15 protein-coding genes and 2 pseudogenes are annotated in these 18,115 nt (G+C 34.3%); 16 read left to right on the forward strand and 1 reads right to left on the reverse strand.

Annotated features, from left to right (window positions below; translation table 11 throughout):
• The 14 genes and pseudogenes from EI71_RS05380 to ilvB form a co-directional block, all read left to right on the forward strand.
• A pseudogene (locus EI71_RS05380) lies at positions 1-198 on the forward strand (group II intron reverse transcriptase/maturase); the annotation flags it as partial.
• A gap of 263 nt (positions 199-461) precedes the next feature.
• Complete coding sequence (locus tag EI71_RS05385; protein WP_119016234.1) at positions 462-773, forward strand: kinase to dihydroxyacetone kinase; 312 nt, start codon at positions 462-464, stop codon at positions 771-773.
• A gap of 34 nt (positions 774-807) precedes the next feature.
• Positions 808-1,221: a peptide deformylase gene (locus tag EI71_RS05390; protein WP_119016287.1), complete on the forward strand. Its 414-nt coding sequence runs from the start codon at positions 808-810 to the stop codon at positions 1,219-1,221.
• 74 nt (positions 1,222-1,295) lie between these two features.
• Positions 1,296-1,907, forward strand: a pseudogene (locus EI71_RS05395) (cytidylate kinase-like family protein).
• Positions 1,900-2,973 carry an aminopeptidase gene (locus tag EI71_RS05400; protein ID WP_162849796.1) on the forward strand — a complete coding sequence of 358 codons (1,074 nt, stop codon included), beginning with the start codon at positions 1,900-1,902 and terminating at the stop codon, positions 2,971-2,973. Before EI71_RS05395 ends, EI71_RS05400 begins: the two are co-directional and overlap by 8 nt.
• Complete coding sequence (locus EI71_RS05405) at positions 2,961-3,287, forward strand: Smr/MutS family protein (RefSeq protein WP_119016236.1); 327 nt, start codon at positions 2,961-2,963, stop codon at positions 3,285-3,287. Before EI71_RS05400 ends, EI71_RS05405 begins: the two co-directional genes overlap by 13 nt.
• Before the next feature lie 267 nt (positions 3,288-3,554).
• Positions 3,555-4,052, forward strand: coding sequence for an acetolactate synthase small subunit (gene ilvN, locus EI71_RS05410; RefSeq protein WP_119016237.1), 498 nt, complete (start codon positions 3,555-3,557; stop codon positions 4,050-4,052).
• 23 nt (positions 4,053-4,075) lie between these two features.
• Entirely contained in the window at positions 4,076-5,101 is a 1,026-nt protein-coding gene (ilvC, locus tag EI71_RS05415) for a ketol-acid reductoisomerase (RefSeq protein WP_119016238.1), read from the forward strand.
• 76 nt (positions 5,102-5,177) lie between these two features.
• The gene (gene cimA / locus EI71_RS05420) at positions 5,178-6,758 is read left to right on the forward strand and encodes a citramalate synthase (RefSeq protein ID WP_119016239.1); all 1,581 of its coding nucleotides are present in this window, start codon (positions 5,178-5,180) and stop codon (positions 6,756-6,758) included.
• A gap of 1 nt (position 6,759) precedes the next feature.
• A complete protein-coding gene (gene leuC, locus EI71_RS05425; protein ID WP_119016240.1) occupies positions 6,760-8,025 on the forward strand; it encodes a 3-isopropylmalate dehydratase large subunit in 1,266 nt (421 codons plus the stop codon).
• Positions 8,026-8,034: 9 nt separating this feature from the next.
• Positions 8,035-8,547 carry a 3-isopropylmalate dehydratase small subunit gene (gene leuD, locus EI71_RS05430; RefSeq protein WP_119016241.1) on the forward strand — a complete coding sequence of 171 codons (513 nt, stop codon included), beginning with the start codon at positions 8,035-8,037 and terminating at the stop codon, positions 8,545-8,547.
• Positions 8,548-8,549: 2 nt separating this feature from the next.
• Complete coding sequence (leuB, locus tag EI71_RS05435) at positions 8,550-9,647, forward strand: 3-isopropylmalate dehydrogenase (protein WP_119016242.1); 1,098 nt, start codon at positions 8,550-8,552, stop codon at positions 9,645-9,647.
• Between the two features lie 25 nt (positions 9,648-9,672).
• Positions 9,673-11,337 carry a dihydroxy-acid dehydratase gene (gene ilvD / locus EI71_RS05440; protein ID WP_119016243.1) on the forward strand — a complete coding sequence of 555 codons (1,665 nt, stop codon included), beginning with the start codon at positions 9,673-9,675 and terminating at the stop codon, positions 11,335-11,337.
• A 36-nt stretch (positions 11,338-11,373) separates the two neighbouring features.
• Positions 11,374-13,047, forward strand: a complete 1,674-nt coding sequence (gene ilvB, locus EI71_RS05445; protein WP_119016244.1) for a biosynthetic-type acetolactate synthase large subunit — start codon at positions 11,374-11,376, stop codon at positions 13,045-13,047.
• A 66-nt stretch (positions 13,048-13,113) separates the two neighbouring features.
• Here the strand turns inward: ilvB and EI71_RS05450 are convergent, their stop codons facing one another.
• Entirely contained in the window at positions 13,114-14,772 is a 1,659-nt protein-coding gene (locus EI71_RS05450; protein WP_119016245.1) for a 2-isopropylmalate synthase, read from the reverse strand.
• A 252-nt stretch (positions 14,773-15,024) separates the two neighbouring features.
• Here EI71_RS05450 and EI71_RS05455 point away from each other — a divergent pair, with 252 nt between their 5' ends.
• Together EI71_RS05455 and rlmD are read left to right on the forward strand one after the other, a co-directional pair.
• Positions 15,025-16,578, forward strand: a complete 1,554-nt coding sequence (locus EI71_RS05455; protein ID WP_119016246.1) for an ABC-F family ATP-binding cassette domain-containing protein — start codon at positions 15,025-15,027, stop codon at positions 16,576-16,578.
• Between the two features lie 11 nt (positions 16,579-16,589).
• A complete protein-coding gene (gene rlmD, locus EI71_RS05460; protein ID WP_119016247.1) occupies positions 16,590-18,101 on the forward strand; it encodes a 23S rRNA (uracil(1939)-C(5))-methyltransferase RlmD in 1,512 nt (503 codons plus the stop codon).
• Positions 18,102-18,115: the final 14 nt, after the last annotated feature.

An 18,115-nucleotide genomic window follows, 5' to 3' on the forward strand; every position in this document is an offset into this window, starting at 1 on the left:
ATGAAGGTAAATAAAGCCTATAATTGTGGCTTCACTGATGAAGAAATATATTCAGTAGCCAATACAAGACTAGGTTGGTATAGACAATGTGGTACAAAGATTGTTAACTATTTAATTAGTGCTGATTTACTTTCTAAGCCAAACAAAAAGAGGAATAGGCCGGGTTTGGTCAATCCTCTATTGTACTACCTAAAGTAGTTTGTGAATAATATAAATGTAGCGCCGTATACGAGACCCGTATGTACGGTGCAACGGGAGGGGCAAAGAATTATTTTCTTTCCTCTACCCTATTATTTCCACACTATAAATGTAGTTTATAAATTTATAAAAAATGATAAATTTCATTTATGTAAAATTATTGAAAATAGGTTTGTTTTAACTAACATTTATCTCATTTTTACTTTACAAATATACCCCTAAAGTATATAATCTATATAACTAAATATAGGAGGTTATTGATTATGGTTAAGGAACATACAAGCTTAGTAGAGTTTAAATTTGATACACAGCTTTTAATTGATATTGCGGATGGTGATATTGATGATGCTGAAGACTCTTTAAGAGAATTTATTTTAAATGAATTAGTAGGAGATTCACTTGTAATTGCTGCAATTGAGGGTGAAGATAAATATGGTAACCCAGAAAATTTCATCAAGGTACATTTCCATACAAATGAACCATGGCTTTTATTAGCAAAGGGACAGGAAATGGGCGATATTTATGATATCGTTGTAGAAAATATGCAGCGTCAAGCAGATGGTTTAAAAGGATAATAAAATGCCAATTTGGCATTTTTTCTTTATAGATATGATTAAAAATATAATTAAAGATGTTGAATTCTTAAAGAAGCCTTCTTCTAATTTATCTAAGGATGATTTATTTATTGCGGAAGATTTAAAGGATACACTCTCCTTCCATAGAAAGAACTGTGTAGGTATGGCAGCCAATATGATAGGATATTCTAAAAATATTATTATTTTCATTAATGAAAAGGAAGAAATGGAAATAATGATTCATCCCGTTATATTAAAAAAAGAAGGGGAATATCAAACAGAAGAAGGATGTCTATCCTTAACTGGAGTAAGAAAATGTATAAGACATAAGAAAATTAAAGTAGAATATATGACATTAGATTTTAAAAAGAGAATTAAGACTTATACAGGTTTTACTGCAGAAATCATTGAACATGAAATGGATCACCTACAAGGAATTATAATATAAAGCCAATTCGTTTGGCTTTTTATTTTATAAAAATAACATTGTTTGTTTTTGATTTATCGGTTATAATTATATTAATAAAGGACGGTGAACTGAATATGAAATATGTTATTACAATTGGCCGTGAATACGGTAGTGGTGGTAGATTTATTGGTAGATTAGTTGCTGAAAAGCTTGGCATTCCTTTTTATGATAATGAGCTTTTAATTTAGGCAGCTAAAAATAGTGGGTTATCCCCATCTATTTTTGAAAGCTATGATGAGAAGCAGGATGGCTTTTTAGGCGGAGGCTTAGGTATGTATTCTTATGATATGACCTTGTCTCAAAAGGTTTTCTTAGCTCAGTTTGACGCAATCAAAAAGATTGCATCTGAAGAGTCCTGTGTTATTGTAGGAAGATGTGCGGATTATGTATTAAGAGATAATCCAAATGTTGTAAATGTTTTTATTTGTGCGCCTATGGAAGATAAGATTAAGCGTGTAATAGACTATTATGGCATTAAGCCTGAAAAGGCAGCTTCCTATATTGTAAAAAAAGATAAGAAGAGAAAGGGCTACTACAATTTCTATACAGATATGGATTGGGGCAAGGCTTCCAATTATGATTTGTGCATCAATTCTAGAATTGGTATAGAGGGTTGTGTAGATACAATTGTTGATTACACCAAGCGAAGATTCAATCTTGAATAGGGAAAAAAGGCTCGCCTTAAGGGTTGTTTCTGAATATTATGATTTTTCTAGTACTAAATCCGTAGAAATATTATGCTCCTATGAGAATAATGATTTTGCTAAAATCCTTATGGAGCTTTTAGTAAAAAGTGGTGTAAGGAATATTTTTATTACATATACGAATGGCATAATGTGTGAGGAGATAAATAATGGATATAGGAAATATTTAGATGATAGAATTTCCTTTTATAAGGAAAGAATATCAGAAGAATTCATCCGGATCACCATTTTATCTCCTTTTCCTTTACCAGTGGTAATTACAGATGAAATCAGTGAATATCAGAAGCATTTAAGTGAGCTTTCCTTCTTAAATGATTATTTAATTGAATCTCCAAGGATAATGATTGTGAAGCCAAATCAGCTTTGGGCAAGAAAACTAGGATTAACATTAGAAGAGTTATGGGATAAGGTAGATTCTTTTTATGATTCCTTAGATTCTTATGATTCAATTAAAGAAAAACTGAATAATTATCAAATAAATAAAATACATTTTAAAAGTGATGAAGGAACCGATTGTATATTTGAACTTACACCAAATTTTAAATGGATTGGTAAAAAAATTAGTTGGAATGGCCATACATTTCAAGCAAATGCGCCTTCCTTAGAAATATTTACTGCTCCAAAGAAGTTTAGTGGGGAAGGGAAAATAGTATTTACTAAACCACTTTGCTATCACGGGAAAATCATTAATGATATGGAAATTCAATTGCATAATGGTAAAGTTATCGATAATAAGAATTTAGATTCAATTATTTCTTTGGATTCAAATCTTTCTTATATAGGAGAGGTTGCCTTATGCCCATATAAAGAAGGATTTTATTATTCTACAATACTAGATGAAAATTCAGGATGCCATATCGCACTTGGGAATGCATATCCATATGGAATAGAGAATAAGAACTTGATTAATCAATGCCCATATCATATAGATTTAGTCTTTGGTTCTGATTCTTTAGCTGTTGATGGTATTAAAGAAGATGGAAGTGTTATTCCTATTATGAGGGATGGTAAGCTATGTACACTGTAGATATACATAAATATAAGGAAACTGTAGATGCTGCCCTTTATGAATTGAAAGAAGCAATTCCCTTTGGAAAAAGAGAAAAGGACCATGTCCTAAAGGTGATTACAGGGTATGGGTCTAAGGGTGGTACCCATAAGATAAAAACTGCAGTTTTGGCTTACCTAGAAGAAAAAATAGGTCATGGTATAAAGGATTATATTAGTGGTGATGATTTATTAAATCATACGGAAAAATATTTTCGTTTTAAGTATTTAGGATTAATACCTCAAGAAGAAAAGATGTATCCAAATAAGGGTTGTATCTATATAATTGTCTAAAAATATGGACAAAAAAATAAAAAACGTTTTCAAAAAAGCGAATATTATTTATGCTATTTGTGTTATTATTTGATTTAAAAAATATAATTTCATATAATAACGTTTTCTCAAAATTTAATTTATGAAAAATATTATTTTCACAAAATGTAGTTCGTTTTGAGGCTCAAATCGGTTTGACAAAGTATTTTAAAATGTTATAATAAAACCATAATTCAAATTTGACTGCTTATATATTTATAATATATAGTGTCGGAAAGGATGGACATAGTGGCTAGACACACATTATCTGTACTTGTTAACAATCATATGGGTGTGCTATCTAGAGTATCAGGCTTATTCTCAAGAAGAGGATATAATATTGAAAGCTTATCTGTAGGTAAATCAGAAGATCCAAACGTCTCTAGAATGACAATCGTGGTTGAGTGTGAGGATGACGTGTACATGCAGATTAAGAATCAGCTAGCAAAATTAATGGATGTCATTAAGATTGCTGAATTTGAAGAAGAGCATTCTGTTAAAAGAGAGCTTGCTTTAATTAAGATTGATGCAATCAATGGTACAAGAAGTCAAATCATGGAAATAGCGAATATCTTCCGTGCACATATTATTGATGTTACAAACAGTACTATTATCCTAGAAATTACAGGTGATCAAAATAAGGTATCAGCTATTATTTCTATGCTTGATGAGTTCGGCATCAAAGAAGTAATCCGAACCGGAGTATCAGCTATCGCCCGTGGAGATAGCGAATTAAAAAATTATTAATATATAGAAAGAGGGATTAGAAAATGGCAGAAGCTAGAATTTTTTATGAAAAGGACTGTGACTTACATTATTTAGATGGTAAGACAGTTGCAATTATTGGATATGGTTCACAAGGACATGCACATGCATTAAACCTTATGGAATCTGGTGTAAATGTAGTAGTAGGTCTATATGAAGGATCTAAGAGCTGGGCTAAGGCTGAAGCTCAGGGTTGTAAGGTTATGGTTACAGCTGAAGCTGCAAAGATTGCAGATATTATTATGATTTTAATTAATGATGAGAAGCAGAAGGCTATGTATGAAAAGGATATCGCTCCTAATCTAAAGCCTGGTAAGATGTTAATGTTTGCTCATGGCTTCAATATTCATTTTGGTTTAATTAACCCACCTAAGGGTGTCGATGTAGCTATGATTGCTCCAAAGGCTCCAGGTCATACTGTACGTTCTGAGTTCCAGGCTGGTAAGGGTACTCCTTGCTTAGTTGCAGTTGAAAGAAATGAAACTGGTAAGGCTTTAGAGATTGCACTTGCATATGGTGCTGGTATTGGTGGCGCTCGTGCTGCAATTTTGGAGACTACATTTAAAACTGAAACTGAAACTGACCTATTCGGTGAGCAGGCAGTATTATGTGGCGGTGTTTGCGCATTAATGCAGGCTGGTTTTGAAACTCTAGTTGAGGCTGGCTATGACCCTCGTAATGCATATTTTGAATGTATCCATGAAATGAAACTAATCGTTGACTTAATTTATCAGTCCGGTTTTGCTGGTATGAGATATTCTATTTCTAATACAGCTGAATATGGCGATTATATCACTGGTCCAAAGATCATTACAGAAGACACAAAGAAGGCTATGAAGAAGGTATTAGCTGATATTCAGGATGGTACTTTCGCAAAAGACTTCTTACTTGATATGTCTACTGCATCAGGACAGGTTCATTTCAATGCCCTAAGAGCTAAGGCAGCATCTCATCAGTCTGAAAAGGTTGGTGCAGAAATCCGTAAGTTCTATGCATGGAATGATGAAAAGAATAAGTTCATTAACAACTAGTTTTAAGATTAATATAGTTTTTGAAAAATTATGGAAGTGGCTTAAGCTACTTCCTAATTTTCACATTTAAAAGGGGGTGAATTTCTTGCGTGCCAAGATATTCGATTCAACCTTAAGAGATGGAGCACAAGCAGAAGGAATCAGCTTTTTAGTTGGAGATAAGATTAAAATCGCTAAGGCATTAGATGAATTAGGAGTTGATTTTATTGAAGCTGGTAATCCTGGTTCTAACCAAAAGGATATGGAATTTTTCCATGTTGCTAAAGGATTAACATTTAAGCATTCTAAGCTTGTCGCATTTGGAAGTACAAGAAGATGTAATGGAGAAGCATCAAGTGATGCTAATCTTTTAGCCTTACTTGAGGCAGGGACAGATTATGTATGTATCTTCGGTAAATCCTGGGATTTCCATGTAACACAAATTATTAATACAACATTAGAAGAAAACTTATTAATGATTAAGGATTCTATCAGATTCTTAATTTCTAAGGGGAAGCATGTATTCTTTGATGCAGAGCATTTCTTTGATGGATATAAATCCAATAAAGAATATGCAATCAAGGCTTTACAGGCTGCAGAAGAGGCTGGTGCCGAATGCTTAGTACTTTGTGATACAAATGGTGGAACCTTCCCAGATGAGATGGTTGAAATTATAAAAGATGTAAAGAAAAACGTTCATACAGAGCTTGGTATTCATGCTCATAATGATTCTGGAATGGCAATATCCTTATCTGTCCTAGCTGTATTAAATGGTGTAACACAGGTTCAGGGTACATTCTTAGGCTATGGTGAAAGATGTGGCAATGCGAATCTTTCAGCTATTATTGCAAATCTAGAATTAAAAAGAAATGTGAAATGCTTACCAGATGGAAATATCAAGGATTTAACGAATACTGCTAGAGTAGTAGCAGAAATATCTAATTTTAAGCTTTTATCTACATTACCATATGTTGGTGAAACTGCATTTGCACATAAGGCTGGTATGCATGTGGATGGAGTATTCAAAAATTCAAAATCCTTTGAGCATATTTCTCCAGATTTAGTTGGTAATGAACGTAAGTTTCTAATTAGCGAGGTTGCAGGTAAAGCAACCGTCTTAGCTAAAATAGAAAAGATTTATCCAAACGTTGAAAAAAATGATCCAAGATTATCTATGATTATTCAAAGAATCAAGGATTTAGAATATTTAGGATATCAATTTGAAGGTGCAGATGCATCCTTCGAATTAATTGTCCATAAAACCTTTGGTGCCTTTAAGCCTTTCTTTGAGGTATTAGACTTCAAGACAATAGGTGAAGGTCCATCCAAAGCAAATCTTCATTCCTCTGCAGCAATCATTAAGGTTTCTGTTGAAGGAATAGAAGAAATTACAGCTGCCAATGGCGATGGCCCAGTGGATGCTTTAAACGAAGCATTAAGAAAGGCTATCGGTAGATTCTATCCAATTTTAAATATGGTTCACTTATCTGATTATAAGGTTCGTATTTTAGATGGTAAGGAATCTGCAACTGCAGCCAAAACAAGAGTATTAATTGAATCTACAGACGGAGCATCCACATGGTCTACTGTAGGTGTATCTAAGGATATTATTGAAGCTTCATTTAAAGCTTTAATTGATTCTATCGAATATAAGTTGTTTAAGGAGAATAATAAATAATATGGGAATGACAATGACACAAAAAATCCTTGCAGCTCATGCAGGATTAAAGGAAGTTACTGCCGGACAGCTAATTACTTGTAAGCTTGATTTAGTTCATGGTAATGATATTACTACACCTGTGGCAGTAAATGTATTTAAGAATATTGGAGTTGATCATGTATTTGATAAGAACAAGGTTTCTATCGTACCTGACCACTTTGTACCTAATAAGGATATTAAGAGTGCTGAGCAGTGTAAATATATCCGTGAATTTGCTCATAAGATGGGTATTGTAAACTTCTTTGAGGTTGGTCAGATGGGTATTGAGCATGCCTTACTTCCTGAAAAGGGCTTAGTAGTTGCAGGAGATGTAGTTATCGGTGCTGACTCTCATACATGTACATATGGTGCACTAGGTGCATTTTCTACAGGCGTTGGTTCAACAGATATGGCTTGTGGTATGGCAACTGGTGAGGCATGGTTTAAGGTACCTGCAGCATTAAAGTTTAATTTAACAGGAAAATTACAAAAGAATGTATCTGGTAAGGATGTAATTTTACATATTATCGGTATGATCGGTGTAGATGGAGCTTTATATAAGTCTATGGAATTCTCTGGCGAAGGCTTAAAGAATTTAAGTATGGACTCTCGTTTATGTATGGCAAATATGGCAATTGAAGCTGGTGCTAAGAATGGAATATTCGCTGTAGATGAGGTTACACTTGATTATATTAAGAAGCATTCAAAGAAGACTCCAGTAGTATATGAGGCTGATCCTGATGCAGTATATGATGCAGTTTATGATATTGATTTATCAAAGATTCGTCCTACAGTTGCATTCCCTCATTTACCAGAAAATACAAAGACTGTTGATGAGATTGGTCCTAAGGATGTAAAGATTGACCAGGTAGTTATTGGTTCTTGTACAAATGGTAGAATGGAAGATTTAAGAATTGCTCATGAAATTTTAAAGGGCAAGAAGGTTGACCCTAATACACGTGTCATTATTATTCCTGGTACTCAAAAGATTTATCTTGAAGCTATCGCTGAAGGCATTATTCAGGATTTAGTAGAAGCAGGATGTGCAGTATCTACTCCAACATGTGGACCATGTCTTGGTGGATATATGGGTATCTTAGCTGCTGGTGAAAGATGTGTATCTACAACAAACCGTAACTTCGTTGGTCGTATGGGACATGTAGATTCTGAGGTTTACTTAGCATCTCCAGCTACAGCAGCTGCAAGTGCATTAACAGGATATATCACAAATCCTGATTTGGTCTAGGAGGTTATTATGAACGCTAAAGGTAGAGCATTTTGTTATGGTGCGGATATTGATACAGATGTAATCATTCCAGCACGTTATTTAAATACATCAGATCCAAAGGAATTAGCTGTACACTGTATGGAAGATTCTAAGCAGGATATTAATGCTGGTTTACCAGTATTCTCTAAAAGAGTTAAGGATGGAGATATCATCGTAGCACAAAAGAATTTTGGTTGTGGTTCATCTCGTGAGCATGCTCCAATCGCAATTAAGGCTTGTGGAGTATCTTGTGTTATCGCTAAGAGCTTTGCTCGTATTTTCTATCGTAATTCTATTAACATTGGTCTTCCAATTTTAGAGTGCCCTGAGGCAGTTGATGGAATTGGTGAGGGTGATACTGTATCTGTTAACTTTGATACAGGAGTTATCACAAACGAAACAACAGGTAAATCCTTCCAAGGTCAGCCATTCCCAGAATTTATGCAAAATATTATTAAGGCTGGCGGATTAGTGAATAAGATTAAAGGAGAAAATAAGTAATTATGGCAACATTTAAGATTGTAACATTACCAGGTGATGGTATTGGTCCAGATATTGTAAGAGAAGCAGTTAAGGTTATGAACCGTGTTGGTGAGATTTATGGTCATACCTTCGAAATCACTGAAAAGAGAATGGGTGGTATCGCTATTGATATGGATGGTACATCCCTACCTCAGGATACTATCGATGCAGCACTTGCATCCGATGCAGTATTACTTGGTGCAGTAGGTGGACCAAAGTGGGATCATTTAACTAATGGAGACCGTCCTGAAAAGGGATTGCTTGGTATTCGTGGAGCTTTAAAGCTTTATGCAAATTTAAGACCAGCTGTATTATATAAGCAATTGCAGCATACATCTCCACTTAAGCCTGAAATCATTGGTGAGGGCTTAGATATCTTAGTTGTAAGAGAATTAACTGGTGGTATGTATTTTGGTGAGAAGGCAAATTCTCCTGCATTTAATCCTGAAAAGCCTGATTGCTGGGCATCTGATTTAGAGAAGTATTCTGTATTTGAAATTGAAAGAATTTTAAGAACAGGATTTGAAGCAGCAAGAAAAAGACAGAAGAAGCTATGCTGTGTACATAAGGCAAACGTACTTGAATCTTCAAGATTATGGAGAGCAGTATTTGAAAGAGTAAAGAATGAGTATCCTGATATTGAAACTAGTGAAATGTATGTAGATAATTGTGCAATGCAGCTAGTTCGTAACCCAAGACAGTTTGATGTAATTGTTACATCTAATATCTTTGGTGATATCTTAACCGATGAGGCTAGCCAGGTTGCCGGATCTATTGGTATGCTTGCAAGTGCATCCTTAGGTGCAGGTAAGTTAGGTCTTTATGAACCAATTCATGGTTCTGCACCAGATATTGCTGGTAAGAATTTAGCAAATCCACTTGCAACAATTCTTTCTGTTCCAATGCTATTTAGATATTCCTTAGGTTTAACTAAGGAAGCAGAGGCTATTGAGGCTGCAGTTAACGCTGTACTTGATGCTGGATGGAGAACTGGAGATATTAAATCTAAGGATACTCCAGCAAATAAGATTGTTGGAACAAAGGAAATGGGCGACTTAGTTGTTGCTGCAATTAAGTAATTTAAATTAGAAAAGGGGTGCCATCATGAAGAGTGATGTTGTTAAAAAGGGCGTTGAAAGGGTTCCTAACCGTTCCTTGTTCAAGGCTTTAGGCTATACAGATGAAGAAATTGAAAGACCAATGATTGGTATTGTATGTGCAAAATCAGAAATCGTACCTGGTCATATGTGGCTAGATAAGGTGGCTGAGGCCGTTAAAAGAGGTGTTTTAATGGCTGGTGGTACACCAATAGAGGTTCCTGCAATTGGTGTATGCGATGGTATCGCAATGGGACATAAGGGAATGAAATATTCCTTAGTAACTAGAGAGCTTATTGCAGATTCTGTTGAATGTATGGCTGAAGCACATGCATTTGATGGCTTAGTTTTAATTCCAAACTGCGACAAAATTGTACCAGGTATGCTAATGGGTGCATTAAGATTAAATCTACCTACAGTAGTTTGCTCTGGTGGACCTATGCTTGCTGGTAGAGTAGCTGGTCATAAGACTTCACTTTCCTCAACATTTGAGGCAGTTGGTAAATTCTTAGCAGGAAAGATTACACAGGAAGAATTAGATGAATATGAAAATAATTCATGTCCTGGTTGTGGCTCTTGCTCTGGTATGTATACCGCAAACTCTATGAACTGTATGTGTGAGGTTTTAGGTATCGCACTTCCTGGAAATGGAACAATTCCTGCAGCCTATGCTGAACGTATTCGTTTAGCTAAGCATGCAGGTATGCAGATTATGGAAATGGTAAAGAAGGATATCAAGGCACGTGATATCGTAAATGAAAAATCCTTAAGAAATGCTTTAACTATGGATATGGTACTTGGTTGTTCTACAAATACTATGCTTCATTTGCCTGCAATTGCACATGAGGCTGGTGTTCATATCGATTTAGATATGGCAAATAGTATTTCAGAGCATACTCCAAATCTATGCCATTTAGCTCCTGCAGGTCCTACATATATGGAGGATTTAAATGAAGCAGGTGGTATTCGTGCTGTAATGAATGAAGTATCCTCTTTAGGTATTTTAGATTTAGATTTAATGACTGTAACAGGTAAAACAATAAGAGAAAATATTGCTGGTGCAGTAAATAAGAATAAAGAAATCATCCGTCCTTTGGATAATCCATATTCAAAGACTGGTGGTATTGCTGTTTTAAAGGGTAATCTTGCTCCAAATGGCTGTGTTGTTAAAAGAGGTGCAGTTGCACCTGAGATGCTTAAGCATACTTGTGTAGCTAAGGTATATAATTCTGAAGAAGAAGCAATTGCTGCTATTGATGGTGGAAAGATTGAAAAGGGTGACATTGTTGTCATTCGTTATGAAGGTCCTAAGGGTGGCCCTGGTATGAGAGAAATGCTTGCTCCTACATCAAGATTAGCTGGTATGGGGCTTGCAAGTGATGTTGCACTTATTACCGATGGTAGATTTAGTGGTGCAACTAGAGGTGCATCTATTGGTCATGTTTCCCCAGAAGCAGCTGAAGGTGGCCCTATTGCATTTGTAGAAAATGGCGATAAGATTGATATTGATATGATTGCATGTACAATCAAGCTTCTTGTATCTGATGAGGAATTAGCAAGAAGAAAGGCAAACTGGGTTGCACCAGAGCCAAAAATCAAGACTGGTTATTTGGCAAGATATGCTAAGCTTGTAACAAATGCAGCTACAGGCGCAGTATTTAAAGATGAGTAAACAAATTATTTAAAACCTAGTAAGGGTGGTGTTGCTATGAAACTTAATGGTTCACAAATCATAGTAAAATGTTTAATCGAGCAGGGCGTTGATGTAATATTTGGATATCCAGGCGGCGCAGTATTAAACATTTACGATGAATTATATAAAAATCAGGACAAAATCCGTCATATCCTAACATCCCATGAACAGGGTGCATCTCATGCAGCTGATGGATATGCGAGATCAACAGGTAAGGTTGGTGTTGTGCTTGCAACTTCTGGTCCAGGCGCTACAAATTTAGTAACTGGTATTGCAACTGCATATATGGATTCCGTACCAATGGTTGCAATTACAGGTAACGTTGGTGTTTCATCCTTAGGTAAGGATTCCTTCCAAGAGGTTGATATTACTGGTATTACTATGCCTATTACAAAGCATAATTATATCGTAAAGGATATCAATAAGCTTGCTGAAACCTTCCGTGAAGCTTTCGCAATCGCAAGAAGTGGAAGACCTGGTCCAGTATTAATTGATATTCCAAAGAATATAACTGATCCAAAGTGTACTTGTGAATATGAGCCTGTAGAAATCGATACAAAGGTTATTGCTAAAAAGCTTCCTAAGGTTTCTGAGGATAAGATTAAAGAGGTTGCTGAGTTAATCAATAACGCAAAGCGTCCATTTATATTTGCTGGTGGTGGTATCATTCGTGCTAATGCTAGTAAAGAATTAAATGAGCTTGCAACAATGATGGATATTCCAACTTGTACATCCTTAATGGGACTTGGCGCATTTGATCAAACAAATAAGCTATCTACAGGATTAGTAGGTATGCATGGTACAGTCGCATCGAATAAATGTATTGTAGAATGTGATTTATTACTTGCCTTAGGTGTTAGATTTTCAGACCGTGTATTATCAAATCGTAAGCATTTTGCAGAAAATGCTAAGATTGTACAAGTAGATATTGATTTAGCTGAAATTGATAAGAATATTCCAACCGATTATTCTTTAGTTATGGATGCAAAGGAATTCTTAGACCGTCTACTTCCTTATTTAAGACCAAAGAAGAATCCTATATGGTTAGCCCTTGTAGATTCTTGGAAGAATATTTTTACAGAAAACCAAATGTCTTCTACATTAAAGCCTAGATTCTTTATGGAAGAAATCCAAAGAGCAACGAATGGAGATTGCTATATTTGTACAGAAGTAGGTCAGCATCAGCTATGGGCTGCACAGTATTTTAAGTATACAAAACCAAATCGTTTAATGTCCTCTGGTGGACTTGGAACAATGGGCTATGGTATGGGTGCATCTATTGGTACACAAATTGCTCATCCAGAGGCAATGGTATTTAATATTGCTGGTGATGGTTCCTTCCGTATGAATCTAAATGAGCTATTAACTATTTCGAAATATAATCTTCCAGTATGTGTTGTTGTTGCGAATAACCAAGTACTAGGTATGGTACGTCAGTGGCAAACTGCATTCTATGAAAAGAGATATTCTCAAACAATACTAGATACTGTACTTGATTATGAAGCCTTAGCTAAGGCTATGGGAGTTGCTTATTATGAATGCTTCACAAGAGATGATTATTCAAAGGCAATAGAAGAAACTGTTAAGCTTCGTCGTCCTACATTAATTAATGCACATGTTGAAATTGATGAAAAGGTATTACCAATGGTAGCACCAGGACATCAAATTGATGATATTATGCTAAAGTAAAAAAAATGACTACCTTTCGGTAGTCTTTTTTGATGGAAAAAAGGGGCTTCACAGCCCCTAAATATTTTATTTATATTGGTTATTGATTGCAGAAACAAGTGCGTAAATAGATGCACAAATGATATCTTCGTGAATACCAGAACCCCAAGTTTCCTTATCGTTAAATTTAACAGATACAAAGGCAGCAGCTTCAGATTTTGATGTAGATTCAAGTGCGTGCTCGTTATAATTTGTTAATACATAATCTAAATTATAACATTCCTTAATTGCGTTAGATACAGCATCAAGTCTACCTGAGCCTTCAGCTAAATAATCCTTACGAACTCCATTCCATTCTGTTGAAATCATTACCTTAAATAAATCTCCCTCACGAATGAAGTGATATTCTAGCATCTTAAGAGGAGTCTTAAGATTAACGAAGTTTTCAACGAATATAGTTTGTACATCAGAAGGAGTAAGCTCCTTATGTTCCTTATCGGATACATCCTTAACTGTATATCCAACAGTTTCTCTCATCTTTGGTGGAATGTTTAAGCCGAAGTTTGTTTCTAGAATATATGCAATTCCACCCTTGCCAGATTGAGAATTAATACGAATTACATCGGCAGAGTATTCTCTTGAAACATCCTTTGGATCTAGTGGAAGATATGGAACACTCCAAGTATCAAGCTTATTTGCCTTATGGTATTTCAAGCCTTTAGAAATAGCATCCTGGTGAGAACCACTAAATGCGGCAAATACGAATTTACCTGCATATGGCTGTCTATCATAAACCTTCATTTCTGTAACAGATTCATATAATTTTATGATATCAGGAAGATTTGAAAAATCTAAGATAGGGTTAATACCATGTGTATACATATTAAGCGCTAGAGTGATGACATCTACATTACCTGTTCTTTCACCATTACCGAATAATGTACCCTCAATTCTATCTGCACCAGCAAGAAGACCAAGCTCTGCATCTGCAACACCAGTTCCTCTATCATTATGTGGGTGTAGTGAAATTATTACAGAATCTCTTTTATTCATATATTTTGACATATATTCAATTTGAGATGCATATACATGAGGAAGAGACATTTCAACTGTTGCAGGTAGATTAATGATTAGCTTGTGATTAGGAGTTGGCTTAAATACATCAATTACTGCATTACAAACCTCAAGTGCGTAATCTGGTTCTGTGCCTGTGAAGGATTCTGGGGAATATTCATAATAAATATCACCCTTAGCCTCCTTGGCTAATTCTACAAGCATTTTAGCGCCTTCAACAGCGATTTCTTTAATTTCTTCCTTACTCTTTTTAAATACCTGCTCTCTTTGAGCTAAAGAAGTAGAGTTATATAAATGCACGATGGCCTTCTTACAGCCCTCTAGTGCCTTAAAAGTCTTTTTGATGATATGAGGTCTTGCCTGAGTTAATACCTGAATAGTAACATCATCTGGAATTAAATCCCCATCAATTAGAGTTCTTAAGAACTCATATTCTGTTTCACTTGCTGCAGGGAAGCCTACCTCAATTTCCTTAAATCCAATTTGAACTAAGAGCTTGAAGAATTCTACTTTCTGGTCTAGTGACATAGGTTTGATTAAAGATTGATTACCATCTCTTAAATCAACGCTACACCAAATAGGCGCTTTATCGATATATTCCTTTTTTACCCAATCATAACAGGGTACGGGTGGCATAAAATAGCCTCTGAAATACTTTTCGTATCCTTTCATAATAATCCTCCAATACTTTTCCTTAAATTTATAAATAAATTTATATATAATTATAACAAAAGTTCATATCCTAGTCAATTTTATCGAACAAAATATATTAAAATAGCGCTTTTATACATATATTTCATTATTATTGTCTTTTAAAATCAATTGGGAAATATATAGAATATATATTTTTCTTTTTGACTTTTCCTTTTTATATGGTATTATCTACTTGTTGAATTTTTAAGTAATTGATTTGGAGTTGAAAAAATGAGTGTATTAAAGTGTTCTAATGTTTCCTTTTCCTTTGGAAACCGTACAATTTTAGAGAATGCTTCCTTTGTTATGCAAAAGGGAGAACACATTGGTTTAATTGGTTTAAATGGTGAAGGTAAATCCACATTCATTAAAATGATCACTGGTGAATTAACACCAGACGATGGAAAGATTGAATGGTGTAAAAGAATTACAACTGGCTATTTAGATCAGTATACTACCCTAACTAAAGGCAAAACCATTCGTGATGTATTAAGAGAAGCATTCCAGCATATGTATGACATTGAAGCTGAAATGAATTCCTTATATGAAAAAATGTGTGATGCCACAGAAGAGGAAATGAATCAATACCTAGAGGACACTGGTGAAATGCAATCCTTACTTGAGTCTTCAGGATTCTACACTCTAGATGCAACAATCGAAGAGGTTGCTAATGGCTTAGGCTTAGGGGATATTGGACTTGACCATGATGTATCTAATCTATCTGGTGGTCAAAGAAGTAAGGTATTACTTACTAAGCTTATTTTAGCTAAGCCAATGATTTTAATATTAGATGAGCCTACGAACTTCTTAGATGAGGAACAAATTAATTGGTTAACTAATTATTTAGCAAATTATGAGAATGCATTCTTATTAGTATCTCATGATGTTCCATTCCTAAATAAGGTTGTTAATGTCATTTATCATATGGAAGATGGCACATTAACAAGATATAGTGGTAATTATGACCAGTATATGCAAATGTATGAAATTGAAAAAAGAAATCAAAATGTTGCGTATGAAAAACAACAAAAGGAAATCCGAGATTTAAAGGAATTTATTAATAAAAATAAAGCGAGAGTTGCAACTACAGACTTAGCCAAATCTAGACAAAGAAGACTAGATAAAATGGAAATCATTGATAAGGCAAAAGAGGTTATTAAACCAAATTTCAAATTTAAAGAATGTGGTGCTTCTGGTAAATTTGTATTTGTTGCTGAAAATTTAGTTATTGGGTATAATGAACCATTAACGAAGCCTGTTAATTTTACAATTGAGCGTGGTCAAAAGGTAGTAATTAAGGGTGCGAATGGTATTGGTAAATCTACCCTACTTAAAACATTACTAGGTATTTTAAAGCCATTAAGTGGTAAATGTGAAATGGATTATAATGTTCATTATGGATATTTCGCTCAGGAAGAGGAATATTCCGATAAAACAGCTCACCAAGAGGTTTGGGATATGTACCCTGCCATGACGAATGCTGAGGTTCGTGGTGCACTTGCCGCTTGTGGCTTAACAAAGGAAAAGATTGAATCTATGATGGTTGTATTATCTGGTGGAGAGGCTGCCAAGGTAAGACTTTGTAAAATTATGCTAAAAGAATGTAATACATTAATCCTAGATGAGCCTACCAACCATTTGGATGTTTATGCTAAAGAATCCTTAAAGGAAGCAGTTAAAGCATTTAAAGGAACTGTTGTTCTTGTATCTCATGAACCAGAGTTTTATAATGATATTGCAACAGATATTTTAAATGCAGAGGATTGGACAACAAAAATATTATAGGAGCTGATAAAATGGCATTAAAGGAGTTTAAAAATGTATCTGTAGGATATATTCCGGATACTGAAATTGAATTAAATAAAAAGAAATATAAAATCCATGATGTCATTAATGGCGAGGATATTTTAGTTGATACAGATAAAAATTATCCTACTTTAAGTAAAGTATTAAAGCCATCAAAGGATAGAATCTACGATGGATGTCCATATCAAGCAGAATGTGGTGGTTGTCAATTTCAGCATGTAAGCTATGAATATGAAAAGAAGCTAAAGGAAAAATACCTAAATGATTTATTTAAGCCCTTTGACTTACCATATATAAAGCTTGTATCAGGGGATTCTCCACTTCATTATAGAAATAAATGTCAAATGACATATAAGCTATCTAAAACTAAAAAGGTTGTTTGTGGCTTATATGAAGAATATTCTCATAAAATAGTAACAATTAGCAATTGCTTATTACAAGCAAATGAAGCAAATCATGTCATTGAGGCATTAAATAAGGTCTTAACTAAAAATAAAATAAGACCTTATGATGAAAAAACTAGAGAAGGTAACCTAAGACATGTTTACATTCGTTATGGTTTTAATTCTAAAGAAATAATGGTTGTATTAGTTACGAATGGAGAAATGTTTCCAGGAAGAAATAATGTAGTAACCGACTTAAAGAAATTAAATTTAGGCATAACTACTATAGTTCAAAATTATAATTCTAGAGATACATCCATAGTTCTTGGAGATAAGGAAAAGGTCATTTATGGTCCAGGCTATATTTATGAATTTGTAGGTGGCTATAAATTTAAAATCTCTGGTACATCCTTCTTCCAAATTAATACCATTGGAATGGAAAAGCTATATAATTTAGCCTTAGAAAAGGCTGAAATTAAAAATACAGATTTTGTCATTGATGCATACTGTGGAGTAGGTACTATTTCTATTTTTGCATCCAAATATGCAAAAAAGGTAATTGGTGTTGAATTAAATAAAAATGCCATTCAGGATGCTAAAATAAATGCCAAAATTAACAATATTACCAATGTAGATTTTATTGCAGATGATGCTACAAATTATATGACTCATTTAGCTAAGGATAGAGTTAAATGTGATGTTGTATTAATGGACCCACCAAGAGATGGATCAACTAAAGCATTTATTAATGCTATTAATTACTTAGGCGCAAGAAAGGTAGTATATGTATCTTGTAATGCGGAAACATTAAAAAGAGACCTATATCTATTTTCGGAAAATGATTATGTAGTTAAATCCATTACTGCAGTTGACATGTTCCCAAGAACTCTTCACACAGAATGTGTTGCGGTACTTGAAAAGGATTCAGAACTAGAATCCTTAGAAAAGCTATCTAAAATAAGTAAAAATGGTGGCAATGTTTTAGATGAATTAAATAAAAAGAATAAGAATAATTCAAATAAAATGAGAGTCATTCCTAAAGCAGATATAGAAATGATGAGAGAAGACCAGTATGAAAGAACTGGTAAAATATCTAGTAAAAAATATAAAAAATACTAAGAATGTATAAAGAC

It is taken from the genome of Anaeroplasma bactoclasticum, from assembly GCF_003550015.1.
GTDB classification, from domain to species: Bacteria; Bacillota_I; Bacilli_A; order Acholeplasmatales; family Anaeroplasmataceae; genus Anaeroplasma; species Anaeroplasma bactoclasticum.

Bases quoted from the DNA above. Each gene is read 5' to 3' on its own strand.
- ilvD (WP_119016243.1), top strand. From the start codon at position 9,673: ATGAAGAGTGATGTTGTTAAAAAGGGCGTTGAAAGGGTTCCTAACCGT.
- EI71_RS05390 (WP_119016287.1), top strand. From the start codon at position 808: ATGATTAAAAATATAATTAAAGATGTTGAATTCTTAAAGAAGCCTTCT.
- leuB (WP_119016242.1), top strand. From the start codon at position 8,550: ATGGCAACATTTAAGATTGTAACATTACCAGGTGATGGTATTGGTCCA.
- EI71_RS05405 (WP_119016236.1), top strand. From the start codon at position 2,961: ATGTACACTGTAGATATACATAAATATAAGGAAACTGTAGATGCTGCC.
- EI71_RS05455 (WP_119016246.1), top strand. From the start codon at position 15,025: ATGAGTGTATTAAAGTGTTCTAATGTTTCCTTTTCCTTTGGAAACCGT.
- EI71_RS05450 (WP_119016245.1), bottom strand. From the start codon at position 14,772: ATGAAAGGATACGAAAAGTATTTCAGAGGCTATTTTATGCCACCCGTA.
- rlmD (WP_119016247.1), top strand. From the start codon at position 16,590: ATGGCATTAAAGGAGTTTAAAAATGTATCTGTAGGATATATTCCGGAT.
- ilvC (WP_119016238.1), top strand. From the start codon at position 4,076: ATGGCAGAAGCTAGAATTTTTTATGAAAAGGACTGTGACTTACATTAT.
- ilvB (WP_119016244.1), top strand. From the start codon at position 11,374: ATGAAACTTAATGGTTCACAAATCATAGTAAAATGTTTAATCGAGCAG.
- EI71_RS05385 (WP_119016234.1), top strand. From the start codon at position 462: ATGGTTAAGGAACATACAAGCTTAGTAGAGTTTAAATTTGATACACAG.
- leuD (WP_119016241.1), top strand. From the start codon at position 8,035: ATGAACGCTAAAGGTAGAGCATTTTGTTATGGTGCGGATATTGATACA.
- leuC (WP_119016240.1), top strand. From the start codon at position 6,760: ATGGGAATGACAATGACACAAAAAATCCTTGCAGCTCATGCAGGATTA.